This window comes from Proteiniphilum sp. LBM24028 (assembly GCF_056629195.1).
On sequence record NZ_CM152817.1, the window covers coordinates 2,350,422 to 2,374,284 of the forward strand.

The 23,863-nt window shown below is 44.2% G+C and carries 20 protein-coding genes and 2 pseudogenes; 19 read left to right on the forward strand and 3 right to left on the reverse strand.

Features of this window, described 5'->3' with window-relative positions; translation table 11 throughout:
- Window positions 1-47: 47 nt before the first annotated feature.
- From AC1HCU_RS09320 to AC1HCU_RS09335, 4 genes are read left to right on the forward strand one after another with little or no spacing between them, the layout of a single operon-like run.
- Window positions 48-1,619 (forward strand): beta-N-acetylhexosaminidase, encoded by a 1,572-nt coding sequence (locus AC1HCU_RS09320; protein WP_480365383.1) that lies wholly within the window; start codon window positions 48-50, stop codon window positions 1,617-1,619.
- Between the two features lie 13 nt (window positions 1,620-1,632).
- Window positions 1,633-2,751 carry an acyltransferase family protein gene (locus AC1HCU_RS09325; protein WP_480365385.1) on the forward strand — a complete coding sequence of 373 codons (1,119 nt, stop codon included), beginning with the start codon at window positions 1,633-1,635 and terminating at the stop codon, window positions 2,749-2,751.
- A gap of 14 nt (window positions 2,752-2,765) precedes the next feature.
- Window positions 2,766-3,944, forward strand: coding sequence for an alkaline phosphatase family protein (locus AC1HCU_RS09330; RefSeq protein ID WP_480365387.1), 1,179 nt, complete (start codon window positions 2,766-2,768; stop codon window positions 3,942-3,944).
- 6 nt (window positions 3,945-3,950) lie between these two features.
- Window positions 3,951-6,554, forward strand: a complete 2,604-nt coding sequence (locus AC1HCU_RS09335) for a DUF4861 family protein (protein ID WP_480365389.1) — start codon at window positions 3,951-3,953, stop codon at window positions 6,552-6,554.
- A gap of 193 nt (window positions 6,555-6,747) precedes the next feature.
- Here AC1HCU_RS09335 and AC1HCU_RS09340 read toward each other — a convergent pair whose 3' ends face one another.
- Complete coding sequence (locus AC1HCU_RS09340; protein WP_480365391.1) at window positions 6,748-7,317, reverse strand: group II intron maturase-specific domain-containing protein; 570 nt, start codon at window positions 7,315-7,317, stop codon at window positions 6,748-6,750.
- A 750-nt stretch (window positions 7,318-8,067) separates the two neighbouring features.
- Window positions 8,068-9,078 (reverse strand): helix-turn-helix domain-containing protein, encoded by a 1,011-nt coding sequence (locus tag AC1HCU_RS09345; protein ID WP_286850566.1) that lies wholly within the window; start codon window positions 9,076-9,078, stop codon window positions 8,068-8,070.
- Window positions 9,079-9,370: 292 nt separating this feature from the next.
- Here AC1HCU_RS09345 and AC1HCU_RS09350 point away from each other — a divergent pair, with 292 nt between their 5' ends.
- From AC1HCU_RS09350 to AC1HCU_RS09380, 7 genes are all read left to right on the forward strand, one after another.
- Window positions 9,371-10,282 (forward strand): IS982 family transposase, encoded by a 912-nt coding sequence (locus AC1HCU_RS09350; protein WP_480364839.1) that lies wholly within the window; start codon window positions 9,371-9,373, stop codon window positions 10,280-10,282.
- A 41-nt stretch (window positions 10,283-10,323) separates the two neighbouring features.
- Entirely contained in the window at window positions 10,324-11,400 is a 1,077-nt protein-coding gene (locus AC1HCU_RS09355) for a DUF3575 domain-containing protein (protein ID WP_480365393.1), read from the forward strand.
- Entirely contained in the window at window positions 11,397-12,248 is an 852-nt protein-coding gene (locus tag AC1HCU_RS09360) for a FimB/Mfa2 family fimbrial subunit (RefSeq protein WP_480365395.1), read from the forward strand. Before AC1HCU_RS09355 ends, AC1HCU_RS09360 begins: the two co-directional genes overlap by 4 nt.
- Window positions 12,249-12,291: 43 nt before the next feature.
- Window positions 12,292-13,164, forward strand: coding sequence for a fimbrillin family protein (locus AC1HCU_RS09365; protein ID WP_480365397.1), 873 nt, complete (start codon window positions 12,292-12,294; stop codon window positions 13,162-13,164).
- A 23-nt stretch (window positions 13,165-13,187) separates the two neighbouring features.
- Window positions 13,188-14,612: a fimbrillin family protein gene (locus AC1HCU_RS09370; protein WP_480365399.1), complete on the forward strand. Its 1,425-nt coding sequence runs from the start codon at window positions 13,188-13,190 to the stop codon at window positions 14,610-14,612.
- 48 nt (window positions 14,613-14,660) lie between these two features.
- Window positions 14,661-16,184 (forward strand): fimbrillin family protein, encoded by a 1,524-nt coding sequence (locus AC1HCU_RS09375; RefSeq protein WP_480365401.1) that lies wholly within the window; start codon window positions 14,661-14,663, stop codon window positions 16,182-16,184.
- Between the two features lie 68 nt (window positions 16,185-16,252).
- Window positions 16,253-16,477 carry a hypothetical protein gene (locus tag AC1HCU_RS09380; protein WP_286850577.1) on the forward strand — a complete coding sequence of 75 codons (225 nt, stop codon included), beginning with the start codon at window positions 16,253-16,255 and terminating at the stop codon, window positions 16,475-16,477.
- 160 nt (window positions 16,478-16,637) lie between these two features.
- Here AC1HCU_RS09380 and AC1HCU_RS09385 read toward each other — a convergent pair.
- Window positions 16,638-16,868: pseudogene (locus AC1HCU_RS09385) on the reverse strand (ATP-binding protein); the annotation flags it as partial.
- Window positions 16,869-17,293: 425 nt separating this feature from the next.
- On the opposite strand from AC1HCU_RS09385, the gene AC1HCU_RS09390 reads away from it, so the two are divergent.
- From AC1HCU_RS09390 to AC1HCU_RS09425, 8 genes and pseudogenes are all read left to right on the forward strand, one after another.
- Window positions 17,294-18,220: an ecotin family protein gene (locus tag AC1HCU_RS09390; RefSeq protein ID WP_480365403.1), complete on the forward strand. Its 927-nt coding sequence runs from the start codon at window positions 17,294-17,296 to the stop codon at window positions 18,218-18,220.
- Window positions 18,221-18,350: 130 nt separating this feature from the next.
- Window positions 18,351-19,001, forward strand: coding sequence for an IS982 family transposase (locus AC1HCU_RS09395; protein ID WP_480365405.1), 651 nt, complete (start codon window positions 18,351-18,353; stop codon window positions 18,999-19,001).
- Between the two features lie 316 nt (window positions 19,002-19,317).
- On the forward strand, window positions 19,318-20,139 hold the full coding sequence (locus AC1HCU_RS09400) for a hypothetical protein (RefSeq protein WP_286850584.1): 822 nt from the start codon (window positions 19,318-19,320) through the stop codon (window positions 20,137-20,139).
- Between the two features lie 295 nt (window positions 20,140-20,434).
- On the forward strand, window positions 20,435-20,575 hold the full coding sequence (locus AC1HCU_RS09405; RefSeq protein WP_414703277.1) for a hypothetical protein: 141 nt from the start codon (window positions 20,435-20,437) through the stop codon (window positions 20,573-20,575).
- Window positions 20,568-20,774 (forward strand): annotated as a pseudogene (locus tag AC1HCU_RS09410) (transposase); the annotation flags it as partial. The gene AC1HCU_RS09405 and the pseudogene AC1HCU_RS09410, both read left to right, overlap by 8 nt.
- Before the next feature lie 86 nt (window positions 20,775-20,860).
- Window positions 20,861-21,475, forward strand: coding sequence for a hypothetical protein (locus AC1HCU_RS09415; RefSeq protein WP_480365407.1), 615 nt, complete (start codon window positions 20,861-20,863; stop codon window positions 21,473-21,475).
- A 95-nt stretch (window positions 21,476-21,570) separates the two neighbouring features.
- The gene (locus AC1HCU_RS09420) at window positions 21,571-22,146 is read left to right on the forward strand and encodes a Crp/Fnr family transcriptional regulator (protein WP_480365409.1); all 576 of its coding nucleotides are present in this window, start codon (window positions 21,571-21,573) and stop codon (window positions 22,144-22,146) included.
- A 79-nt stretch (window positions 22,147-22,225) separates the two neighbouring features.
- The gene (locus AC1HCU_RS09425; RefSeq protein WP_480365411.1) at window positions 22,226-23,845 is read left to right on the forward strand and encodes a serine hydrolase; all 1,620 of its coding nucleotides are present in this window, start codon (window positions 22,226-22,228) and stop codon (window positions 23,843-23,845) included.
- Window positions 23,846-23,863: the final 18 nt, after the last annotated feature.

Genomic DNA, 23,863 nt, shown 5'->3' on the forward strand with positions numbered 1-23,863 from the left:
CTACGGGAGGAAAGGCCTATTAAATAAACTACAATCGATTATAAAAAATGATGAAACATTTTACTGCACTGGTATTACTTCTGTTCTCTTTTTTAGGGGTTCATTCCCAGGAGATCATCCCTTTTCCCAATCATTATGAACAACGTGAAGGTGTGTCAATTGTTCCGAAAGTGATCACCGTCTCGGCCCAATCGGGAGAATTCAGCTCACTGATTCCCGGATTCTTGGAAACGCTGGAAAATTTTTCCCTGCGGGCAAAGAAAATGGAGAAAAAGGGATGGATACAACTGGTCAGGAACACCGCCTGTTACAATCCCGAAGAATACCGGTTGATTGTCTCCCCCGCAGGCATTGTCGTCGAAGCCGGATGTGCAAACGGCTGTTTTTACGGGTTGCAGTCGGCTTTTCAGTTGATAAACAGTGCCGGGACGGGAGGTTCTATCCCGTGTGCGGTTATCCGTGATGTTCCCCGTTACGGATGGCGCGGCCTGATGCTCGACGAATCGCGTCATTTTATAGGGAAAGCCGAAGTGAAAAAACTACTCGACTTGATGGCGTTGCACAAGCTGAACAAATTCCATTGGCACCTTACCGATTCACAAGGATGGCGAATTGAAATCAAGCGGTATCCCCTGCTGACTTCCGTCGGCGCAACAGGAAACCTCACCGATCCGGATGCCCCGGCACAATATTACACCCAGGCCGAAATAGCCGAAATCGTCCAGTATGCGGCAGACCGGTTTATCGAGATCATCCCCGAGATCGACATGCCGGGACATGCCACCTCCGCGGTTAAAGCCTATCCCGAGTTCAGCGGCGGCGGTTCAAAGCAGTATCCCAACTTTACCTTTAATCCCGGGAAAGAAGGTACCTATACGTTTTTGACCAATATCCTGAAAGAGATAACCGCTCTTTTTCCCTCAAAGTATATCCACATAGGCGGAGATGAGGTGCACTTTGGCAACGAACAGTGGAATCACCTGCCTGAAATCGAGGAGCTAATGAAAACACAACAACTCAACGATCTGGTGGCAGTGGAACACTACTTCCTGAACAGGATGTCGGACTCCATCCGCACCCTGGGCAAAACCGTTATGGGATGGGATGAGGTGGTCACTGCCGGTTTACCCGTGTCCAACACGGTGGTCATGTGGTGGCGCCAGGAGAGGCCGGAACAGCTTGAAAAAGCGATAAGCAAAGGCTACGAAATAGTGCTGTGTCCGCGATTACCCCTTTATCTGGATTTCGTCCAGCATCCGTCGCACAAATACGGCCGGAAATGGTCGAAAGGCGAGTACGCACCCATGGAAAGGGTCTATCATTTTCCCGGTACGGGCTACACTTCGGGCATACCTGTGGCCACTCCACTGGTCAAAGGCATACAGGGGAATGTATGGACAGAAAGAATCCATACGTCCGAGCGGTTGCAGTTTATGCTGTATCCCCGGATGTCGGCGTTGGCGGAAGCCGCGTGGACGCAAGACCGGTCAAAAAATTACGAGAGCTTCAATTTACGAATGGACAGGATGATGGAAATTTACAAAAAATCGGGCATCGTTTTCTTCGATTATAAAAATCCCGATTCAACTCCGGAAGTTGCAGGGCCGGAGAAGAGATGAAAAAACTGGAGAGATGAAGTCTGATCAAACAAGCGATGCAACTGCCGGCCTGAGCAAGGAACAGGGAAGGATCCTTTCCGTCGACTTTTTCAGAGGACTGGTAATGTTTATCCTGGTATCGGGGATAGCGACCCTGTTTCACCAAATGGTGGAACAGGGGGAGGGAGGTATTTTTATTGCCTGGCTCGACAAGCACTCCAATCACGGCACCTGGTTCGAGATCTATTTCTGGGACTTGATACAACCTTTCTTTATGTTTATCGTGGGTGTCGCCATGCCTTTCTCACTTTCAAAAAGGCTTGCCCAAGGCGATAGCTGGAAGCAATCGTTTATTCATGCCTTGAAGCGTTCTTTCTGGTTGCTTCTGCTCGGCTTTATGCTGGGAGCAAAGGACGACACCTATTACCTGACTAATATCCTACCCCAACTGGCGTTTGTGTATGTCTTTGCCTTTCTGCTGTTGCAAAAGGATATTAAATGGCAACTGGCCGTTTCTTTTGCACTGATACTGGTCTCCGATCTGCTCTATCATTTTTGGCCGATAGAAGGATACAATATGCCCTACACGCCCGACCACAATTTCGGCGCGTGGTTCGATTCGGTCACGGTAGGTCACCTGCATCCCGACCATTGGGTCACATTCAATGCGGTGCCCACCTGCGCCCACATCCTTTGGGGTGTCTGTACCGGCAAATTATTGATGACGGATTTGTCACCAATGAAAAAACTGTCGATCATGCTTTCAACTGGAATCGCCGGGATCATGGGCGGGTATCTGCTGGGATTGTATATCCCCATGATAGAGCGTATCAGCACCGGCTCCTTTGTCGTTTTCAGCGGCGGCTGGTGCCTGCTGGCGATGGGATTGTCCTATCTCTTTGTGGATATACTCCGCTTCAGGAAGATTGCCACGTTCTTTGCCATTGTGGGAATGAATCCCATCTTTATTTACATTTTCAGCATGCTTGGCGGAAAAAATCTGCTTACCCGGATGGCCCGTCCGTTCACGTACCGTCTTTTTGGCTGGGGAGGAGATATGGTGATCAACATGGTGACGATTGTGGTGGTGGCGTTTATGGTCTGGGGCATCTGCTATTATCTGTATAAGCGGAAGATTTTCATTAAATTGTAAAATAATAAAATAACATGAGAAGAATTCATTTTGTATGGGTACCGTTTCTGCTTTATGCTTTGTCGGTGAATATCCCGGCTTTATCGGCGAAAGAACCCGAAAGGGTGATCCTGTTCATGATCGACGGAATGCACTGGCAGGCGCCGGAAAAGTTGAACATGCCGGTGCTAAATTCCCTGATAAAGGAAGGAACGTACGTGCGGAAATCGCACATGATCATTCCCCATCACCCCACGGTGGGGGATTACAGCCTGTCGAACAGTTGCTCCTTCCCCAATCCGATGCTCCACGAAGGAACCATTTTCCTGAGTCCGGAAAACAAAATGATCCAGGAGATGATCTCCCCGAAGCAACAAACGGCATTCGTGGTGAACACAACGGCCTATCGTTCCGTGGGAAGAGGTTTCTCCACCTGCATCATGGATAACTCGCTGACCGACGATCAAACAGTGGAACAAGCCATCAAACTACTCGAGAGTCAGAACATTCGTTTTATGCGTGTCCATCTGCAAAGCCCGGGCTCCATCGGTACGTCCATAGCCATGTTCAGTGAAGGAAAGCCGTATGCGAGAGATATTTTCGGAAAAGGCTCTCCCTATGTCAATGCTATTGAAAATGCCGATAAATTGTTGGGAAAATTCATCGATCATTTGAAAAAGACGGGAAAATGGGAGAGTACCGTTTTAATTGTAACCTCCGATCACGGACAGAGCAAGGTGGGGTGGCATCCCATGCTGGACGAAGACAGTTGGGTAACTCCCTTGGTCTTTTGCGGAACCGGAATCGCCCGGGGACGCGAACTTCCCTACTTTGAGCATACCGACCTGGCGCCGACAATCGCCCGGCTGTTGGGCGTGGAAGCCCCGAACACCGGCGGAGGAGCGGGAAAAGCCGTGGAAGAGATCATGAAAAAAACGGACGCATCATACTATCATCCAGCCCGATATATCAAAACCATCAACCAACAGATACGGCAATACAACATACTGTATGCCCAATTGGTTCTGGTTGCCGAAAAGAACAACTGCGTGGCCAACATCATCTCCTCCCTCTCCAATGAGAACCTGACCCCCGAGCCGTTTTACCACCAGGACAGGATAACGGAGTGGCACAGGGCGGGTTCAACGGAACACCTGATAGAGGCCAACGAGGAGGTATTGCATAAAATGAAAGAAACATTGCTGATCAAATAAAAATTTATGGTACAAAATTTATTGAACAAAAATCGGTTGCGGTTCGGTATGGCTTTTCTTTGGATGATTTCCATTTGCTGCCTTCACACCACAACCGTACATGCACAGGACACGGAAAAGATGGCGAAGCAAAACGCTTTTGAGCAGATTTTCGGCGATGCCGTCAGACTGGATCCTGCTATGGTCGAAAAAGTAAAAAATGATACCCCGGGTAAGCGCCACTATGTGGACAGGGACGGTGACGGCAAGCCGGAGGAGGTGTGGTTTATCGATATCGAACCGCGCCATACGGAAGCAAAGAAACCGATACTGGTCAAGGTGGTTGACGAGAATGGTAATCTCGAGACGGGCAAGGAGCCCGAAAAGTATGGGGACCTCTGGATCGCCGACTGGCATGCCGACGGATTGGTCGATGCCGTGATCGGTTATCGTGACCTGGATGGAGACGGGGATCTCGACGTGATGGAATGGTTCACTTACGGCAAGAAAGGCTGGCGTGTTCCTTTCGACGGATTGCGGGCACTTGTCTCCACCGACGATGGAGACGACAACCTGCTGGATTACGATATGGATTACGTCTATTATCAGATCCCTTGCCAGAACCACTCGCATTTTGGGGGAAACGAAAGTTTTGTCGTTTATTACCTGAATCCCGAACAAGACAAATGGATTCCTCATTTTGAAAACCCGTTCCTCTTTTACGATTTCGATAACGACGGCATCAGTGAAGAGGTAATCCGCGTAGAAGGAAAGGAAGAGCTGGTGAAGTCACTCCGGTGGAGCTTTAATGTGAACCCGATAGCGGGAAAGCAAAGAGACTTCGATGTCTCCGTTTCGGCATGTGCAAAAGGATGGACACAAGACAAAGATCGGGAAAGCGATTTCACCATGTATTTACCGGAAGAGCAAACGGAACATTTTATGATCCGGGGCATTCCTACCGGTCCGGTGTTGAAACGCTCTACTGCACGCAATTACTTGCAAACAGTTACTTGGGAACGTGTGTTGATGACCTGGAACGAGAATAACCTGAATATTGCTTTTAACGATCCGAAAGATACCATTGAACGTTGGGAAGGAGTGATCAATGCCGCATCCACCGATTCGGGATACGTGATGCCGCGGATCGGAGCTCCCGACTGCGGACCTTTCAACAAACGCTATGAGCTGGTGCTCAAGCCCGCCGGACCCAACGAGTTTTATTTCAATCCCGCCGACCACCGCGCCCACATCAAGAACAGCGACAGAAGCTGGATCAAGGTGGATTACGACTTCGACATAAAAACAGACATGACCTACCTCTGGGTGGATACAGACAAGGACGGCATCGTGGACAGGGTGGATATCGACACGGATGGCGACGGCATAACGGATGACTCCTACCCCATCGATGTGTCGGACGTAAAACCGGTGGGCTGGACATTCAAGGAGTTAAACGGGACGTTGGCGCCCATTTTTAAAACCGAACCGGAAAATAAATACAATCTGGTGATGGCTCTTACGACAGCACTCCGATCCACGAAAGAGGGAATGGAAGAAGACGCGGTGTGGGATATGCTTGCAAATCGCATGCAGGATAAAAATATTCCGGACGATATTGCACGTCGCCTTACGAACAGCGACCAATCCATATTGTACTACCTTACACTGGTGCAGGACCGGCAGATCGACCGGCTGAAAAAATCGGGATACAAAAACCGCTCTTTCTGGAAAAAATTCAACGTAGCCCGCAGTAAAGGCGACACACAAGCTATGGTCAAAACCGTTGCGAAACATTTCAAGACGGGCAGACCGGAAGAAGATTATCATGTATGGACGGCACGGTTGCGCAGGGAAGAGGACAGACCGCGCGTGGCCTGGAATAACCAATGGCTTCCGCCCAACTGGGGATGGGAATCGGAAAAAGCGGCCTTTCGCTTCTATTTGGGTCATTTCGACCTCTTCGGTAAACGTCAGTGGATCGACATGCTGATCATGCCAAAAATAGCCGAGGGCAAGAGTTACCATATCGACCAGAACGGCTGGGGAATGGATATCCTGCACGTGGGAAAAACGGCAGGATGCGGAGGGGTCATCCTCTATGTGAACGGCGTGCCCTACCCCGTGCGTAACGAAACGGGCAAGGGAAATCCCACTTTTACCGGCCGTGTGGTTGAGCAAACCAACAACCAGCTTACCCTCGAATTTGTAGCGGAAGGGGTCGGCCCTGAAAACACCCCTTGCACCGTACGCCTGCGTCCTTCAATCGGCGCCGGGGATCTTTACTCATCGGTGGAAGCAACGGTGGACGGCGGAGCTCCCGGCGATAAGATCGAATTAGGTATCGGCCTGGTGCGGTTACCAGACGAGACATTCTTTTCCGACAGGGATGCCGGCATCATCGGTTCGTGGGGATTCCAGGATCCGGAGATCGGTTGGATAGGCATGGGGATCATGTTCCCGCCGGACCGCTTCCTGCGTTTCGACGACCAACCGGAAGAGCACCGGGTCGTGCTGGAATGCAAAAAAGGAGTTCCCGTAACTTACCAAATCCGAGGTGATTGGTTACGCGGTCATCAATTCCCCTGCTGCCCTTCGGCACAAGATTGGTTTGATATATTAAAAAAATAACAGTGATCAAAAAAAAGTAGAAATCAATAAAATAATTCACAATGAAAAAAAATCTTTTAAAACCCACACCCTAAATTTCTAGGTAATCAAAATTTTTCATCTGCTTGAGTAATGTTTTGGTTGACTTATTGATTTCAGCCGTAACAAACTCATCGGAAGGATTATATTCTTGACCAATGGAGTAGAGGCTGTCTCAAAATAGAGGCAGTCTTCCCTTTCTGGTATAAGCCCACTCATATGCCTTGTATCTGTTGATACCCAGCTTAACGAGATTAGCCCACTTGGTACTGATACGTTTCCATTGTTTCCATATTACCATGCGTAGCCTTCGACGCAACCAGGCATCCGTTGTTATTAGTAACGTTTTAATGTCCGCCAGTTTGAAGTACTGCACCCAATCCTTTATATATTGGTTTAGTGCTATCTTTCTGCGCTCATTCACCCATCCATTGCTTCGGGATGTAAGCTCTCCAATTCTGGCTCTCATCTTTTCCACACTTTTGGGGTGAACCCTCAGCCTGCATTCTCCATTGTATCGGTAAAAGCTATAGCCAAGGAACTTGACATCCCTGATGCAGGCAACTTTCGTTTTGTCCCGATTGACTTTCAAAAAGAGCCTCTTCTCGATGAACGAGATGATGCTCTCCATCGTTCTTTCGGCATTATGCAGCCTCATCCCGACGGGTATGCCTGATATGATTCGTGTTCCTCGGGGCGGAACTTTGCCTGGGACTTCCTTCAGATTCAACCTCATGATGGACATCCTTGTCTTCGGTTAATGGTTGGCGATCACAAACCCCCATAGTGGACTTTCACCACCAAGCCAAGTGACATGCATGGCACACAAAAAAGAGGCTGTCGATCTTTTGTAGTGACCCCAAAAAGTTGGACAAAATACTTTTGGGGTCACTACATTTTGAGACAACCCCTACAGTTTATTTTTAGTCTATTGAATGTTGTTATGGTTTGGTTGTGCTGCTTTTGTACTTCTGAAAGTTCGTTGTTTAAGCGGTAGAGGTGCTGTATCTGGTCTATCTCTTTTTGGCATTGCGCGGAATAATCGGGCAGCTTGGGATTGATAAAATCAACGCTGGATTGTTCGTATCTGATTTTTTTGGTGGTGAGAAACATATTTTTTTGGTGTAGTCCGCCATTGTATCTACCTTGTTTTTACCTCCTTGAATGAGAAATAGCGTTCTTCGCATTCGGCGTTTGTATATTGCATTGGCGGCTTGTGTTTAGAATGGCGGTAATACCAATGCTCCAAGTCTTCGCGTTTGCTTTCGATAGCGGTAAGCGAAAACCTCCTGTGATTGTGCGTAAGGCAGTGCAAACACTTTATCTATCAACGTTTGGCAAATAAGCGGCATTGTCGGCAATATTATCTTCCTGCAAAATATCAAATAAAGCATTGTCGGACTGTTCTTTGGAAATTACCGAGTGTTCAGGGAATTGAACGGTAGCGGTTATTCGAAAATTGTTTAACTTCATTTCTATGTGAGAAGATTATTGATTAATCTTGCATCATTTTTTTACGGAGGACATCCTTGAGGTTTTCCTTCGGAGAAAGTCCTAGTTTTGTCCGTATGTGGGAACGCTGGCTGGATATATTAGTTTCTGTTTTATTCAGTTTATAGCATATTTCCAGCAGTTTACACCCTTTCAGTATCAAATCGCATATCTCAATTTCCGAACGAGTGAGTTCGGGGAGCTTTTCGCTCAGTCGCGTGTAGTCTATCTGCTCCTGTTCCATCAGGTAACGCACCTTTTTCCTAATATTTTTCTCCGCTTTCTCGCCCACAAGTTCCAGTACTTCACTAATCTGTTGTTTGCTCATAGTTTTTTCCTTCGCCAAAGACATCAATGCGTCCAATTGCTTTTTGTTAAGTTTCAATTGTTCCGAAATCTCTTCATTTTCGGTTTTCAACTCTAAATTTACTTTGGTTACCTGTTCAGTCATTCGCCCTATGAAATACGTAAGGAAAGCTACCAAGATGAATATTGTCAAGAATATGGGTATCAGCGTAAGCAGGAGATCGCTTTGAGCCAGTTTTGCAGATGCCACATAAGAACCTATTGAACAGGCAAATATTACCAGATTCAGATTGCGTATCTGCGACAAATGTGCCACAAAGAAGCATAATAGCAGCAGTGTCATATTGATAAGAATGAAACTGTGAGCCAGCGGAGCACTCAGGGGCGCGTAGGCCAAATGTATCATTTTAATGGTTACATCTGCCTGAATCAGAAGAATATTACAGAAAAGAGCCTGTTTTAATGTAACAACCTTTTTCCAATAAAGTACCAACAAAACTGTTGGTAAAATAATAAAAAAGAGATTACTCGCATAGAAAAAGCCATCTTTGTTCACACTTTCAGACAAAAGTAACACATACGCGCTGATAAACATAATACCGAACTCACAGACAATAAAGACGGCTATCTGCTGTCTTTCAATGAGTGAATTTTCATCTAATATTCCGAAAGGACGAAGAATAAAACGCTCTATTTTTTCAGCCTTCATAATAAAAAGGAATTTTGAAACAAAGTTAATTAAAAGTATGGTGAAAAATACAGTTTCATGGTATTTCAAGGTATAAAAACAATTTTTTTCAGCCTTTTTCAAGGTGCGTATTTTGTTTAGCCCCATAAGAATGAATTAATTTTACAAAAAAAATTAAAACTCCGTTCCATACATAGTTAAATTAAATAATAACGTGAGTTCGGGATAAGAAAAGCATAAAAAAAGTTGTGATATAGGGAGATTATTTGTATATTTATAGCTGATAATCAAACAAATAACAAACATCAGCCCTATGATCACAACAGACAAAGTTATTGAAATATTTTGTATTGCCGACGATTTTTGTGCAGAATATGAGAATGAAATTCAGAATCATCAACTTCAAGCCGGGGGTACAACTAAAAGGAGAAACAGGAAAACGCAAATGTCCCAGAGCGAGATTATTGCCGTGATGGTCTGTTTCCACTGCGGAACCTTCCATAATTTCAAGAATTATTACCTGTTTTATATTTGCAAACACATGAAGAGCTATTTTCCAAATGCCGTTTCCTACAACCGTTTTGTCGAGTTGCAACCCAGGGTGATTGTACCTTTCATGCTCTTGCTCAAACTCTTTGGATTTGGTGAATGCTCAGGCATTACATATGTGGATAGCACTCCCATTAAAGTATGTCATAACAAGCGTATACACTCGAATAAAGTATTCAGGGATCTGGCACAAAGAGGGAAAAGTACGATGGGCTGGTTTTTTGGATTCAAGCTTCATCTGGTCTGTAACGAAAAGGGTGAATTGCTGAATTTCTCTCTCACAAAAGGCAATGTCGACGATAGAAACCCTGACGTAATCAATGTTCTTACCAAAGATCTTTTCGGTAAACTATATGCAGACAAGGGTTACATCAGCACAAAGCTCTTCGAGATGCTGTTTGACCAGGGTGTTCATTTAGTGACCGGTATACGCTCAAATATGAAAAATTCCCTGATGTCATTCCGCGACAAGATTCTCTTACGCAAAAGATCTGTAATTGAGTCCATCAATGATGAACTGAAGAATATCTGCCAGATAGAACATTCAAGGCATCGTTCCACACATAATTTCATCATGAACATAATTGCTGCATTGGTGGCATATTGTTTCTTTCCCAAAAAGCCTTCAATCAAATTTGAAGTGGAAAAGTCAAGTCAATTAACCATTTGGGGATAATATGTTATCCCGAACTCACGTTAATAATATATAGTTTATCAATGAAGAAAACAATAGTATCGACCTTTATTCTTCTTGTTGCATCGTTTGGCTTAGCCCAGGCACAAGAAACGAAAGAACAGGTTACTTTCCGCTTTGTGGCGGGAAACGACATGCTCTTCTCTCCGTGGAACGGTAACGGGGAGAATCTTGCCCGGCTCACGGAGTTTATCACTACGCATAAGGAGACCTTTGTTTTGGGTGAAGGGGCAATCTACGTGAACGGCTACTGTGCCACTACAGGCAATACTGCTCAACGATTGCAACGCGCCAAAACCATGAGTAACCGTGTAAAGAGCGAACTGATTACGTGTTGCGGTCTCACGGAGCAACACTTTATTACGCAAAACGTCGCTACCGCTTACGAGGGGCAAAAAAATATTGTCGTGGTAACCGTTACCATTCCTGCACAACAAGCGGAATCCAAGACTGAAAAGCCGGAAGTATTGCCACCAGAACAGCCCAAACAAGAGCTGCAAGAGCTACCAATGGAACAAGCAAAACAAGAGCCGGAGCCACAACCGGAGCCGGCAGTGGCGTTTTCGCCTGCTTCAGCGACAACCACACGCACCGTCTTTAACCTGCGCACCAACCTCTTGTATTGGGCGGCTGCCACACCCAATATCGGTTTACAATGGCGTATCACTCCTTCCTACGGAATTAAAATTGATGGGGGTTACAGCAAATGGGAATATAATGGTGAGAATAAAATTCAGAAACTGTGGTTTATCAACCCTGAGGTGCGTCGGTTTATGCTCGAAAACAAACGCTTCTATATGGGTTTGGGAGCTACACTGGGCGAATACAATCTGAAACTCGGCAGTACAGGCTATCAGGGAAGCGTATATGGAGGCGCACTCACGGTAGGATACCAATTGTCTATGGGCAGACATTTCTCATGTGATTTCAATATAGGTCTGGGTGCGGCACATTTAACCTATGACACGTTCGGAGTAATTGACGGCGTGCGTGTTTTCAAGGCAAAAAAAGTCAGTAAAACAATTTTTGGTCCTACTCAAATCGGGGTTAGTCTTATATGGCATATCAGTCATCCATCTCTAAAAAGGCAAGCATTATGATACGGAATAAAAAAATAACGACGAGTATATTCATTGCTCTTTTGCTATTTTTCTCCTGCGTAAAAGAGGAAATTTACGATACCGCCCATCCCGATAAGGGGCAGATAACCCTCGTTACCGACTGGAGCAAAAAAGGGGAGGGTATTGCTGCCCCAGAGAGTTATACCGCGCAAATTGGCGATTATGCAGTCGTTTTGAAAGGAGATCATAGCGCACTACCCCACCTTTTTACTCCGGAAACATACCGAATGCTGGTATATAATCCGGCGGAGAAGATAAGTGTGAAAGATGAAACCGCCACAGTTGAAACCACTACAAACGGTTATATGGAATCGCTTCCGGGGTGGTTCTTTTCCCATGCGGGCGAGGTAACCGTGGAGAAAGACCGCGATTACACCTTTACCGCTACCATGCAGCAACAGGTGCGCGAGCTGAACCTGTGGATAGAACCCACAGGTGGCACAGTAAACAAGGTGGGATCGGTTACGGCGGAACTCTCGGGCGGGGCGCAGCAACTAAACCTACGGGACGGAACGTTGCGCGTTGAGAAAAACATCAGCCTCACCTTTGCCAAACAGCCCGACGGCAAATACAAGGCAACGGCCCGATTGCTCGGATTTGTTTCCGCCATGCCCAAACTTACCGTTAAAATTGCGTTTGCAGGAGGCTCTCCCTCAGAAATCACGCAAGATTACGACCTTGGCAATCAGCTAAAAACATTCAACGTGGAGAAAAACAAACCGTTTTCGTTGGGTGCCCAACTAATGGAAATGCCCACCGCAGCCGGATTTATAATAACCCTTACCGATTGGAAAACCGTAAAAGAGGGCAATGGAATCGCTGACTAACAAACTCATCCACCGAACTTAATTTAATTAATAATATACAATAATGAAGAAGTACTTTTTTTTAGCAACAGTAGTCATAGCCTCTTTATCGGCTTGCAACGAAGAAGAGATTAATAATCAGGTAGATAACCAACAAGCAGTACATTTTACCACTGCAATAGCCAATAAAGCAGCCACCCGTGCCGCAGGCACGCAGTGGACGGCAGGCGACAAGATAGGTATCCGTATGTTTGATGCCGCATCAGCTACCGTAAACAATTACGACAATGTGCCTTACACCATCGATGCCGCCGGCATTATCACGCCCGCTGACGCGGATATGTATTATCCGCTTGACGGTTCTAATGTAGGCTTCTTGGCATACTACCCTTACAAGCAGGGAATTACCGATACATATTCGTTAAATATTGCAGACCAAAGCACGCCTGAAGCCATAGATTTGCTGCATGCAAAAACAACCGTAGATTACAATAAACGTTCAACAGCGGTACCCCTTACTTTCAGCCACAAACTGAGTAAATTCGTTATCAAAACCCAAAAAGGAGCAGGCATTACCTCGCTTGCAGGAATGACGGTTACCACCAAATGCAGGACTACCGCATCATTCAACCTCAAAAGCGGCTCGCTGGACAATTATGACAATCTTGCAGCCATCAATTTCAGGACAATAAAAGAAGGAGAACACTATGAAGCCATTATTCTTCCGGTAGCCTCCGCATCCGCAGAAAATTCCATGACGGTACGCTTTGTCATCGGAACAGATGAATATGTATGGAAAGTACCCACAACCGCCGCATTCACCGCGGGTAGCATCCACGAATGGGAGATTACCGTTAGCCGCACCGCCGTTACGGGCATACAGGGAACTATAGCTCCGTGGAGTACCGGACCTGGCGGCAGCGGAACTGCATTGTAAGAGAATTCTTAAAAAACTACGATATGAAGATACACAAAATACAGACGTTGTGCGTTGTCAATGTTGTAGAGACGCAATTAATTGCGTCTCTACTGATGCTGGCAGCCGTATCCTGCAGCAAGGAGAAGGAAATCCTGCCGGATACCGCGGCGGCGGTGCGATTTTCCGTTGCCATTGCGGGTAATAATGCCACCACCCGCGCCGCAGGCACGCAATGGACGGCGGGCGACAAGATTGGCATACACATGACCGACGGCATGGTGGTAACAGCATACCAAAATATGCCTTACACCGCCGATGCCAACGGCAACTTTACCGCCACGGCGGGCGATATGTACTACCCTGCAAACGGCTCTATGGTGGGCTTTACGGCTTACTATCCCTACAACACCGCGTTGCAGAACGGTAGTTTTGCCGTAGATCTCACCGACCAAAGCAATCCCGAAACCATCGACCTGCTCTATGCCTCTACCATGGCGCAGCATAGCAAGCTTAGCACAGGGAGCGTAACCCTGCCGTTCCGCCACGTGATGAGCAAATTGGTACTGAAAACCGTAGCGGGAGCGGGATTTACCGCCACCGATCTCGCGGGAATGAGCGTGTCGATAACGGGGCTGAACAGCGCCGCTACGTTCAATACCGTTTCGGGCGAACTGACCGACAGGGCAATGCATGCCCCCATTGTGCCCTACATCGAAATGGACGGCTCGCACTATGAAGCCATTGTACTGCCCGCCGCCATTGCCGCGCAAAGCATGAAGGTAACGTTTACCGTGAATGGCAATCATTACGTGTGGTATGCTCCTGCGCTGTCGCTTGCCCCCGCCACGCTCCACGAGTGGACAATCACCATCAGCCACACCGGTATTACCGCCACGGCAACCAACATTGCCCCGTGGGACACCACCAGCCCTATTGTGAATGACGACACAAGACCTGTTTACAAGATAGGCGACTACTACCCCGACCCTGCCAACTCCGCCACCGCCATAGGCGTGGTGTTCAGCATAAGCAACGGCAGCAAAAACGGCAAGATCGTGAGCTTGGATGAGGGGCAAAATCTGCAATGGAGTACAGAATCCTGTGTTACCGGTGCAATATCTGACTTTGACGGAGAGGCGAATACCAATGCCATTAAGGAGTATAAGCAGAACAACCCGACAAGCACCGTTACCTTCCCCGCCTTTGCATGGTGCATCAACAAAGGCGCGAGGTGGTATCTGCCGTCAAAAAATGAGTTAGTTGAGCTTTATGGTAAAAAACAGGCAGTAAACAATGCTTTAGCGGGCATTGCCGGAGCAACGCAGTTGTACAGTGGTTGGTACAGGTCATCGACGGAATACGCCCCCTACAGTAATCATGCGTGGTTAATCTATTTCAGTAATGGCAATATAGACTATGATTACAAGCTCGCTTTTATTAATGTTCGTGCGGTGTCTAAGTTTTAGCAATTAATGATTACAGAAGAAATCGTTTAAAAACAACCGATTATGCGAATGAAAGAAATATTTAAAAATGTAGAGACGTTGCATGTTGTAGAGACGCAATTACTTGCGTCTCTACGAACGGCATCTCTACTGGTGTTACTGCTGGCAGCAGTATCCTGCACCAAGGATACCGATATAGCCATTGCCCCTAACACCGACACAACGCAGCCCATCTGTTTCGAGATAGGTTTTGCGTGGCAAGGGGCGGGCGGAATGCAAACCCGCGCCGCTACCGACAAGGATTTCCACACCACGTGGGAAGACGGCGATGCCATCGGCATTTTTGCCGTGAAGTATAAAAAAGGTGAAACAGCTACCCTTGCGGCTTCGGGCAACTACATCCAAAATGTGAAGCTCACTTACAGTAATGCGACAGGCACGTGGACACCCGCCACGCCGCTCTATTTTCCGGCAGAAGAAAATATGCAGCTCGATTTTTATGCCTACTATCCTTATATGGATTTGACTGAAATAAATCCCCCTACTCAAATGGCATTTGGCGTGCAGACCGACCAGAGCGGCAACGGTTTTAACGCTTCCGACTTGTTGTTTGCCAAGGCGCTGAACGTAAACAAGGGTAGTACGGCTTCCCTCTCTTTTAACCATCTCTTTGCGCTGGTGGAGGTGGATATTTCGGAAAGAGCCGACAACACGCCCCTCTATGTTGCCGACAAACTGAAAGTATCACTCAGTGGAGTACAAAACTACGCGATGGTTGATTTGTCTCATAATCCCGTTTATCCCATCGTCATTACCGGTATTTCGCCATCCGATATTCTGATGCACCGCATGGATATGGGCGATGCCTCTAAATACGTGTATCGTGCCATTGTGCCCGCGCAAGCTATTGTTGCCGGGCATAAGATGTTTACCTTCCGGCAAGATTTGGACGGCAACGGCAGCTATGCCGACGGCAACGAGTTTTCGCTCTCCTACACCCTTCCCGCCCAAGCCGATCTGGTACCCGGCAAAGCCCTGCGCTACAAGATAAAGACGGTGGAAACCGCCACGCCCGACCCCAACCACCTGTATGCCGTGAGCAACTACTATCCACACGTGGGGAGAGTGCAAGGCGTGGTGTTCAGCGTAACCAACGGCGGCAAAAACGGCAAGATAGTGAGCCTGGATCAATCGCCGGAAGGCCTTATATGGAGTTCAGTAGATGACAGAGATTTTGGTGCAACATCTGTCAATGACGGACAGGCGAATACCAATACCATTAAGGCGTATAAGCTGAACAATCCGGCAAGCACCGTTACCTTTCCTGCCTTTGAGTGGTGTATAGCTAAGGGAGCGCAGTGGTATCTGCCGGCAAGAGATGAGTTGAGGGAGCTTTACACCCCAAAAGCAGCGATAAATACGGCTCTGGCGGGCATTAGCGGCACAACACAGTTAGACGATAGCGTGACCTACTGGTCATCGTCTGAATTCAATAAAAATAATTACGTGTGGAATGTCCTATTATTAGATGGTCACGGCAGTGCCTACTTGAAAAGCAGTAAATACTACGTCCGCGCCATATCCGCATTTTAACAATCGAACTATTATATAAACGTGGTATCAAAATAAAATAAATTAATTATGACACAAACAAAACAACAGTGGCGGCAGCCGACAAAAATCTGGTAGCGGTTGAATTGTACGACCTCTCCATCTCCGCACACAAAGAAGACCGTTTCGGACGGGTAGTAACCGGAAAATCGCTCAACGAGGACGATTTGATTAAAATTGCCGTGCGGCGGCGCACCGACATCAGCCCCGCCGTCTTCCGCGCGGTGCTGGACATCTTATTTATACTTTCCTCCAATTCCTTCAAATGCAGATAATATTAATATATCGCTTAAAGGGGATGATTTTAACTGGAAAGGAGTTGTAGTAAAAAACACAATAGAAAAATTTATTTAATTTCTATGACCGGATTTTTGAGTTTATCGGCATAAAAACCTCCGTACTCACGGATATGCCTCTCAATAAATAAACTAAAAGTATCGGACGCTGACGCTCGATAATGTTGTAATCTTCAATGAGTCTTTTCAATTGCCCGCCAATGCTCTTGTTTCCTAAAGCCGATTCAATTTCGGGTTGAGTATTGATTCCACCTGAAATCGCACTTAAAATAGAAAAATATGTGGCATAATTTTTACCAAATTCTTCTATCAATAAATTCTTTCCTTCATCCATAAATGAAGAGTTTTCCGGAACCATGAATTCTATCATTTTACTGATGCTCAAGCTTTTTCAATAACGAAACATGATGAATGGAACAGGGTATGGAGCGCAGTAATACGAATGGAAAGCAAGCACGATTTACATAAAGTGAAATGTCCTACCCTGTTGATGATAGGAGATCATGATACGATGACGAATTATCAGCAACCCTACATACAGGAAAATATTCCTCATTCCGAACTCAAAGTTATTCCCAATGCGCATCATGGAACCAATCTGGATAATCCCGATAAGGTTAATGAATTGATTAGGGAATTCTTACAAAAAATAATGTCTAAATATTGATGTTTAAAGGAATGTCAAAAAGGGAATCTTTTTGAATGCTATTTGAAAGGCCGTATCAGATAACGCGGCAATGAAAAAACAATCAGTGTAATAATTCGTTTTTATATAACAATCCTAAAACAATAACAATGAAGAAAAAACTATCATCCCTACTATTGCTTGCGATGGCACTGTCCGCTATCAGCTGTTCGCAACGCAAACCGGCTTCTGAAAAATCTACAGAAGCAACTGATTCTATTCAAAAAACAGATGTTTCACAGACGGTTACAGAAAAAGATGAATTAAGGAAATACGTTTTAACCCTGCCGTCGCTTCAAAATGAATCACAGTATAAAGTAGAAATTATACCTTCGGTATGGATGGAGGTTGACGATTGCAACGGCTACGGATTGCAGGGTAAATTTGAAAAGTCGGTTGACTTGGAAACAGGATTGACAAACTTGATCTTTAAGTCGGATGGAGAAGTATTTCAAACCGCGATGGGTTGTCCTACCGACAGCATGCACTATGAATATGTGACCGGACCAACCACATTGATGGATTACGATAGCTCTAAACCAATAAACGTTGAGGTTCCAGCTGGCAAGAATATCGAAATACGGCATACCGTGTGGAAAGTATCCGAGATGATATCGGTAGCCCAAAGTACGGAAGAGATTTTGAAAGATTTTCCTGAATATCAAAAGAAATTATATGGTTCCACCTACGAGGGTTACATGATTAAACTAACCAACATAGCTGAGGACTCAAAAATTGAACTTATCCCCGGAATAACCAAAGCGGTAGATTGTAACGAACATTGGATTACCAACCAAGGTTCTGGCAGCGGGGGTATGGTTGAAGTTCCTTATACCTTCTATTTTTACGAGTCCGACGGCAAAATATCATCCACGCGCATGGCTTGCCCTGACGGAAAGTTAACTAAAAAATTCATTCACAGTATGAATCCAATGACTGTCCCCTTCAAAAAATCGGAACCCATCGTTATATTTATCTCCAAAGGATTGGAACTTCGTTATCGCATATGGGATAAAACGGAAACGAATAAGAAATAATTGCTTTACAAGTAAACCTCCGATTATAAATCAAAAGCATACCCGTAGTGCATTTGTAAAATAGTAATAAAAAGTTGTTCATATCGGGTAATATCCGTACATTTATTTGACTGACAATCAATTAAACATCTTGAACAACTTCCTGTCAAAGTTCGAGAAAAATCTCGAGATATTAAAGCAATTTGAAACAAAAAGTAACTTTTTAAATCAAATTCGTCAGCCTCGTTTAAGCGATCTTGAATTAATCGCTGTTGATTTAACGGCAGAGTCTTTTGGAATTGATTTTGAACCTCACTTATTTAGTGAACTGCCTGAGGCAATTAGTTCAAAAATTGAACGTAGTGTTTACAATCGTAGAAGACGTAAACTGTTTTTTGTCAAAGAGCGAATCCGGAAGGCGTTGTCGGAGAAACTAATCGGCTCTGAAAATTATTTCATTGTTGACAGCATGCCTTTGGAAGTTTGTAAATTGTCACGCTCGTCAAGAGTAAAGATTTGCAAAGAAGATTACCTTACGAGTCCCTCCAAAGGATATCGTGCCAGTCAAAAGATGAATTTCTATGGATACAAGTTACATGCTGTATGCAGTTCAAGCGGAGTGTTTTGTGATTCTGAACTTACCTCGGCAGCTGTTCACGGCATCCATTATTTGAAAAATATAAAAAACAATTTTTCGTCTTGCGTTTTACTGGAAGATAAAGCTTATTTAAGTGATGATTATCAGTTGGATTTATTCACATCGAATAATATCTATCAGATTGGAAGTCCCTATGGAGAGTAAAACAGCGAAATTATATAAAACAGCCTTATCTGTTAAGCAAAACAAGATACCGTACAGAGGATCAAGCACAGTACAATCAGTTTTTTTGTAATTGTTTTCATTGTTATTTTTTTTAATTAAAGAGTTGTAATACAAAATTACGGTGGTACCTGCAAGGGTTCATTGACTTTGGTTAAGAACTGATTAGCGAAAACACAAGCCTGCTACAGAAATGCGTTGCATTGATGGAAAATTCAGTACATTTGCTGCGTAAACAAGGCGTTATGGGTAATTGTATGACGACCGCAAACAAAACGATACTAACAATAACAAGAAGATGATTTTACTGAATATAGTATGGCCTGCCGTTTACGTTTATGACGAAATTTGGCGATTTTGGTTTTTAGTATTTGCGACAATTGTAATTGAGACATTCACAATTATGGCAATGCTGAAATATTCATTCAAAAAATCCTTTTTAGCATCAATAATAGGTAATTTAGTTTCTGGACTTGTTGGGACTTTTGTAATGATGTGGGCAATGCTCTTTTGGCACGCACTAGTAGACAACTTTGTTCCTCACGCAACATTTGACATTACTAATTGGGTAGCAACATACATTCTAATGTGCTTAGGTAGTGTGTTCATTGAGGCCTTGACAATAAAACTTATTTTCAAAGGCACTTTAAAAAGGTTATTTATTCCTTTTTTAATCGGTAATTTATTGACTTATGGTTTCATTGCATATATAATGGCAACTAAGACAGACAAGGAACCAAATAAAAAAAGGACAGAACAAGTTTTGTATTTTCCGACACCGAGCAGTTTTACTCTGCTTGACAGCACAAAACTTTTAATATATACAGCTAATACAGAAATATCTTATGGTAAAGACGACAAAATATTGAACACAAATTATTCGTTAGAAATATTATTTGAAAAAGAGAAATCTGAGAACTTTCAATTTGAATTAAGACTTGTAGGTGACAAATACGCAGGTGGAATTGAAGATGGTAGAAAATTAATTCAACTTGACAAACTAACAGACACGATAGGAATAGTTTTAGAGCAAAAAAAATCTGATCCGGCCAAAGGCTGGACAGCGCCAATAATCACTGACACAATTATTTTTGTAAAGCAACCAAAAACAAAAGAATGATAAAAGCAACTACCCATAATAGCCGTTTGCCGCAATGGGCACTGATATGGTTAATCAAGTGCATTGCTTTTATCAACATTTGTGCGTGGATGACAGTAAAATACTCCGAAATTCGCCACCGCGCCCAGCCGCCAAACGTTAGTGGCAAGTGTAACATCCTTTAATAAAAAAATAATATGCAAGATTTACTATTCGACTTTATATCAAGATACATTTCTCTGACAGAGGAAGAAAAGGATGCTGTTTTTTCTTTGGACTTATTCAAGACGGTAAAGAAGGGAACTATTTTACGATTTTGATTATAGGCGCCACAGGCTCGGTAGGTTCTTCGGCAATTCAAATCGCAAAACATTACAAAGCAGACATTACCGCGGTTTGTAGTGCTGCAGGAAAAAGACTTGCAGAAGAATTGGGAGGAAATGACCGTGTTTTTTGACTTTCCCCTGGAGATCCGGAAGATTATTTACACGACCAACCTGATTGAAAATTTGAATGGTAAAATCAGAAAGTACACCAAAAACAAGATGGTATCCCCCAGCGATGAATCACTGAAAAAGTCTGTTTCTCTTTCACTTATGGAAATATCGAAGAAATGGACACAGCCCATTCAGAACTGGGGTTTGATTTTTAACTAATTTTTAGCTATCTTTGAAAATCAGGTTCAGCTGTAAATACAGCCAAACCCTCCGTTTCTTATTTACACAAAATGTTGAACAGTGTCATGAAGTATTTTATACCTATATTCTTCAGTGTTACCCTATTTTTCGTTGCCTGCACAATCCAATCGCCCGACAGGTTGGCCGATTATCCTTCTATCACTGAAATTTTCACGGAACAGGAAGTTTTGGATTTGCAAACATTGCTGGATTCGTTTGAACAAGAAATCGGCATTCAAGCCGATGCATCTCCTGAAACTAGAGTCGCTAGATATTCGGCATTCAACACGCAGGTTTTAGCCTCCATGGAGGAAGGGAACTTGAATAACTATCCGCTATCTAACGAACAGAAAATCAAACTGCTTGATATGTTGCATGTGGGTACGTTCCGCTCTATCTGGAGTTTGGGTAGCGGAGTTCGCCTGATTGAAGACTTGAAAAACAGGCCTGTTATTACCTTTGATATTCATACAATTGGTAAATTTACAGTTTTATTGGCGGAATTGGAAAAAGAGTACCCGCAATTTTCCGGTTTGACTGACGAATTACAAAGGTCAGGAGGTTTAACTCCTCACTTTGTTGTCACACTGTTTTTACAGAATGACAAACTCAATATGAGAGATGCTCGCATTCGACTTATTTATGTGATAAGTTGTCTGCAAGGAGAGTGGAGAAATTAGAAAAAGGAAACCGAAACAGCAAGTTTGCCATTCCGGTCTACTGATTTCGAACTCCTGACTTTTTTTATTTCAAATTACCCAAACCGTTACACCTTATGAAAGAAACAGCTCAGGAAATCAAGGCTATTTTCGACCCCTATTTTCAAGCACCCCTGGAAGTGTGGGAAAGTTTTACGTCTCACGGCGAAATCGTTGAAACAGAGAAAAACGAAGTGTTGAAAAAATTCGGCGAGCGAGAAAAGAGCTTCCATATTATCTTAAAAGGTTCGGGCGGAATTTTACTTTACAACAACAATAACTATATCTGCACCGACCTCTGCTACGAAGGCGATTTTTTGGTCGATTACCTTTCTCTTTTGTCCAATCAGCCTACGCAACTCGAAGTGCTGTGTTTTGAGCAATGCCGTTTATTTAAAATTATACGGCAGGATTTTATTAAACTCGCTCAAACCGGCTATGGCAGAATTATTTGTCAAACCGCGGCCGAAAGTTTGTTTATCCACAAGCAAAACCAGCAAATCGAAATACTTTCAAAAACGGCGGAACAGCGTTACATGGAAATACTGCGCAACCAACGTCATATTTTACAACGAACACCCGACAAATACATTGCTTCCTACTTGGGCATCACGCCCGAAAGCCTGAGCCGGATCAGGAAAAAAACCGTGTAACGCCGTTTCTTATCCTACGATAAGTTTTTTGAAGTTCTTGCACAATAATTTTGCATAAAACTTTAAAAACTTAATTACAATGGATAAAAAGAAAATTATTTTAACGACAATGCTGGCGGTTGTGGCTATAAACAGTACCGTGAAGGCACAACAAGCCGGATCAATTCAATTGGCAGATAAAACATCGGTGTTGCAAGAAATACTTGACAAGACGGTGGACAATAAAAAAGTATTCGGCGTCTCATTCAGCGTGAAGCACAAAGGCGAGGTATGGAGCGGTTCGGCGGGAGACATGGAAAACGAGCAACCGTTTTTTATTGCAAGCACCACGAAACTCTTTACCACAGCCATTATTCTGCACCTTGTTTCCGAAAATAAACTAATATTGGAGGATAAAATCGGCAGGTATCTTGATGACGATGTCATGCAGGGACTTCACTTGTATAAAGGTGTTGATTATTCCAATGAAATCACCGTTCGGAATTTGCTGGCGCACACCTCGGGACTGCCGGATTATTTTGAAGATAAAGGCACAAACGGAAAAAGCCTCGAAGAAGACCTTTTTTCGGGGAACGACCAATTTTGGACTTTTGAGCAAGCCATAGAAAGAAGCAAAAAAAATCAACCCCTGTTTGCTCCAAGCACGAAGAACAAAGCGCATTACTCCGATGCCAATTTTCAACTTTTAGGCAGAATCATCGAAAATATCACGGGCAAATCGTATTCGGAAAACTGCCGAGAACTGATTTTCGAGCCTTTAAACTTGTCAAAAACCTACTTGTATAACGACATAAATGACATCCGTCCCAAGGCAATGTATTACAAAAACAACGTATTGAAAATACCCAAGGCAATGACGTCTTTTGGAGCCGACGGCGGCATTGTTTCCACTTCGCGCGAATTATTGATGTTTGTAGAAGCGTTTTTTACCGGAAAACTTTTCCCTAAAAGCTACATCGAAGAATTACAGGTATGGAACCCTATTTTTCAACCCATCAAATCGGGCGTAGGCATTCATCAGTTTAAACTGCCTGCCATATTGGGCATGCCCGAACTTATCGGCCATTCGGGATTATCGGGCGCATTGGCGTATTATGATCCTAAAAACGACCTGTACATAGCCGGAACTGTAAACCAAATTTCCTATCCTTCAACCTCGTTCACGGTGGCAACAAAGTTAATTCAGGCAACAGTAAGCAAGCGGAAAGAGCAAAAAATCAAATCTGTTTCAGCTATCGGTATCGGAGCTACTTACTCAAGTATAGAAGATAACGCAGGAAAACCCAAAGCAGGCCTTTCGTTGGGTTTGTATAAAGAGTACAACATCTTCAAACCTGTTTCTTTCACGGCGGAGATTTTATACAACCAAAAGGGGGAAAGAGGCAATGACCCACTACAAAATATCAGGTTGCATTATATTGATTTTCCTCTTATGCTGAAATTCAATTTATGGAACGATAAAATCGGCATAGCGTCAGGTTTCAGCACCAATGTTTTATTGGGTTCCAATAAAGCCAAAAACACTTTTCAAAGAGTGGAGTATTCCGTCCCTTTCGCGGTAAATTATGTTTTAACTGATTTCCTACAGGTATCGTTACGATATAATATGGGCATCAGCAACATAGCCAAAAATGATTATCCCGATCAAAGATTAAAAAACAATTGGTTCGGTATTTCGTTACTACTGGTGAAACCATGATGAAAAATTTAAAAAATA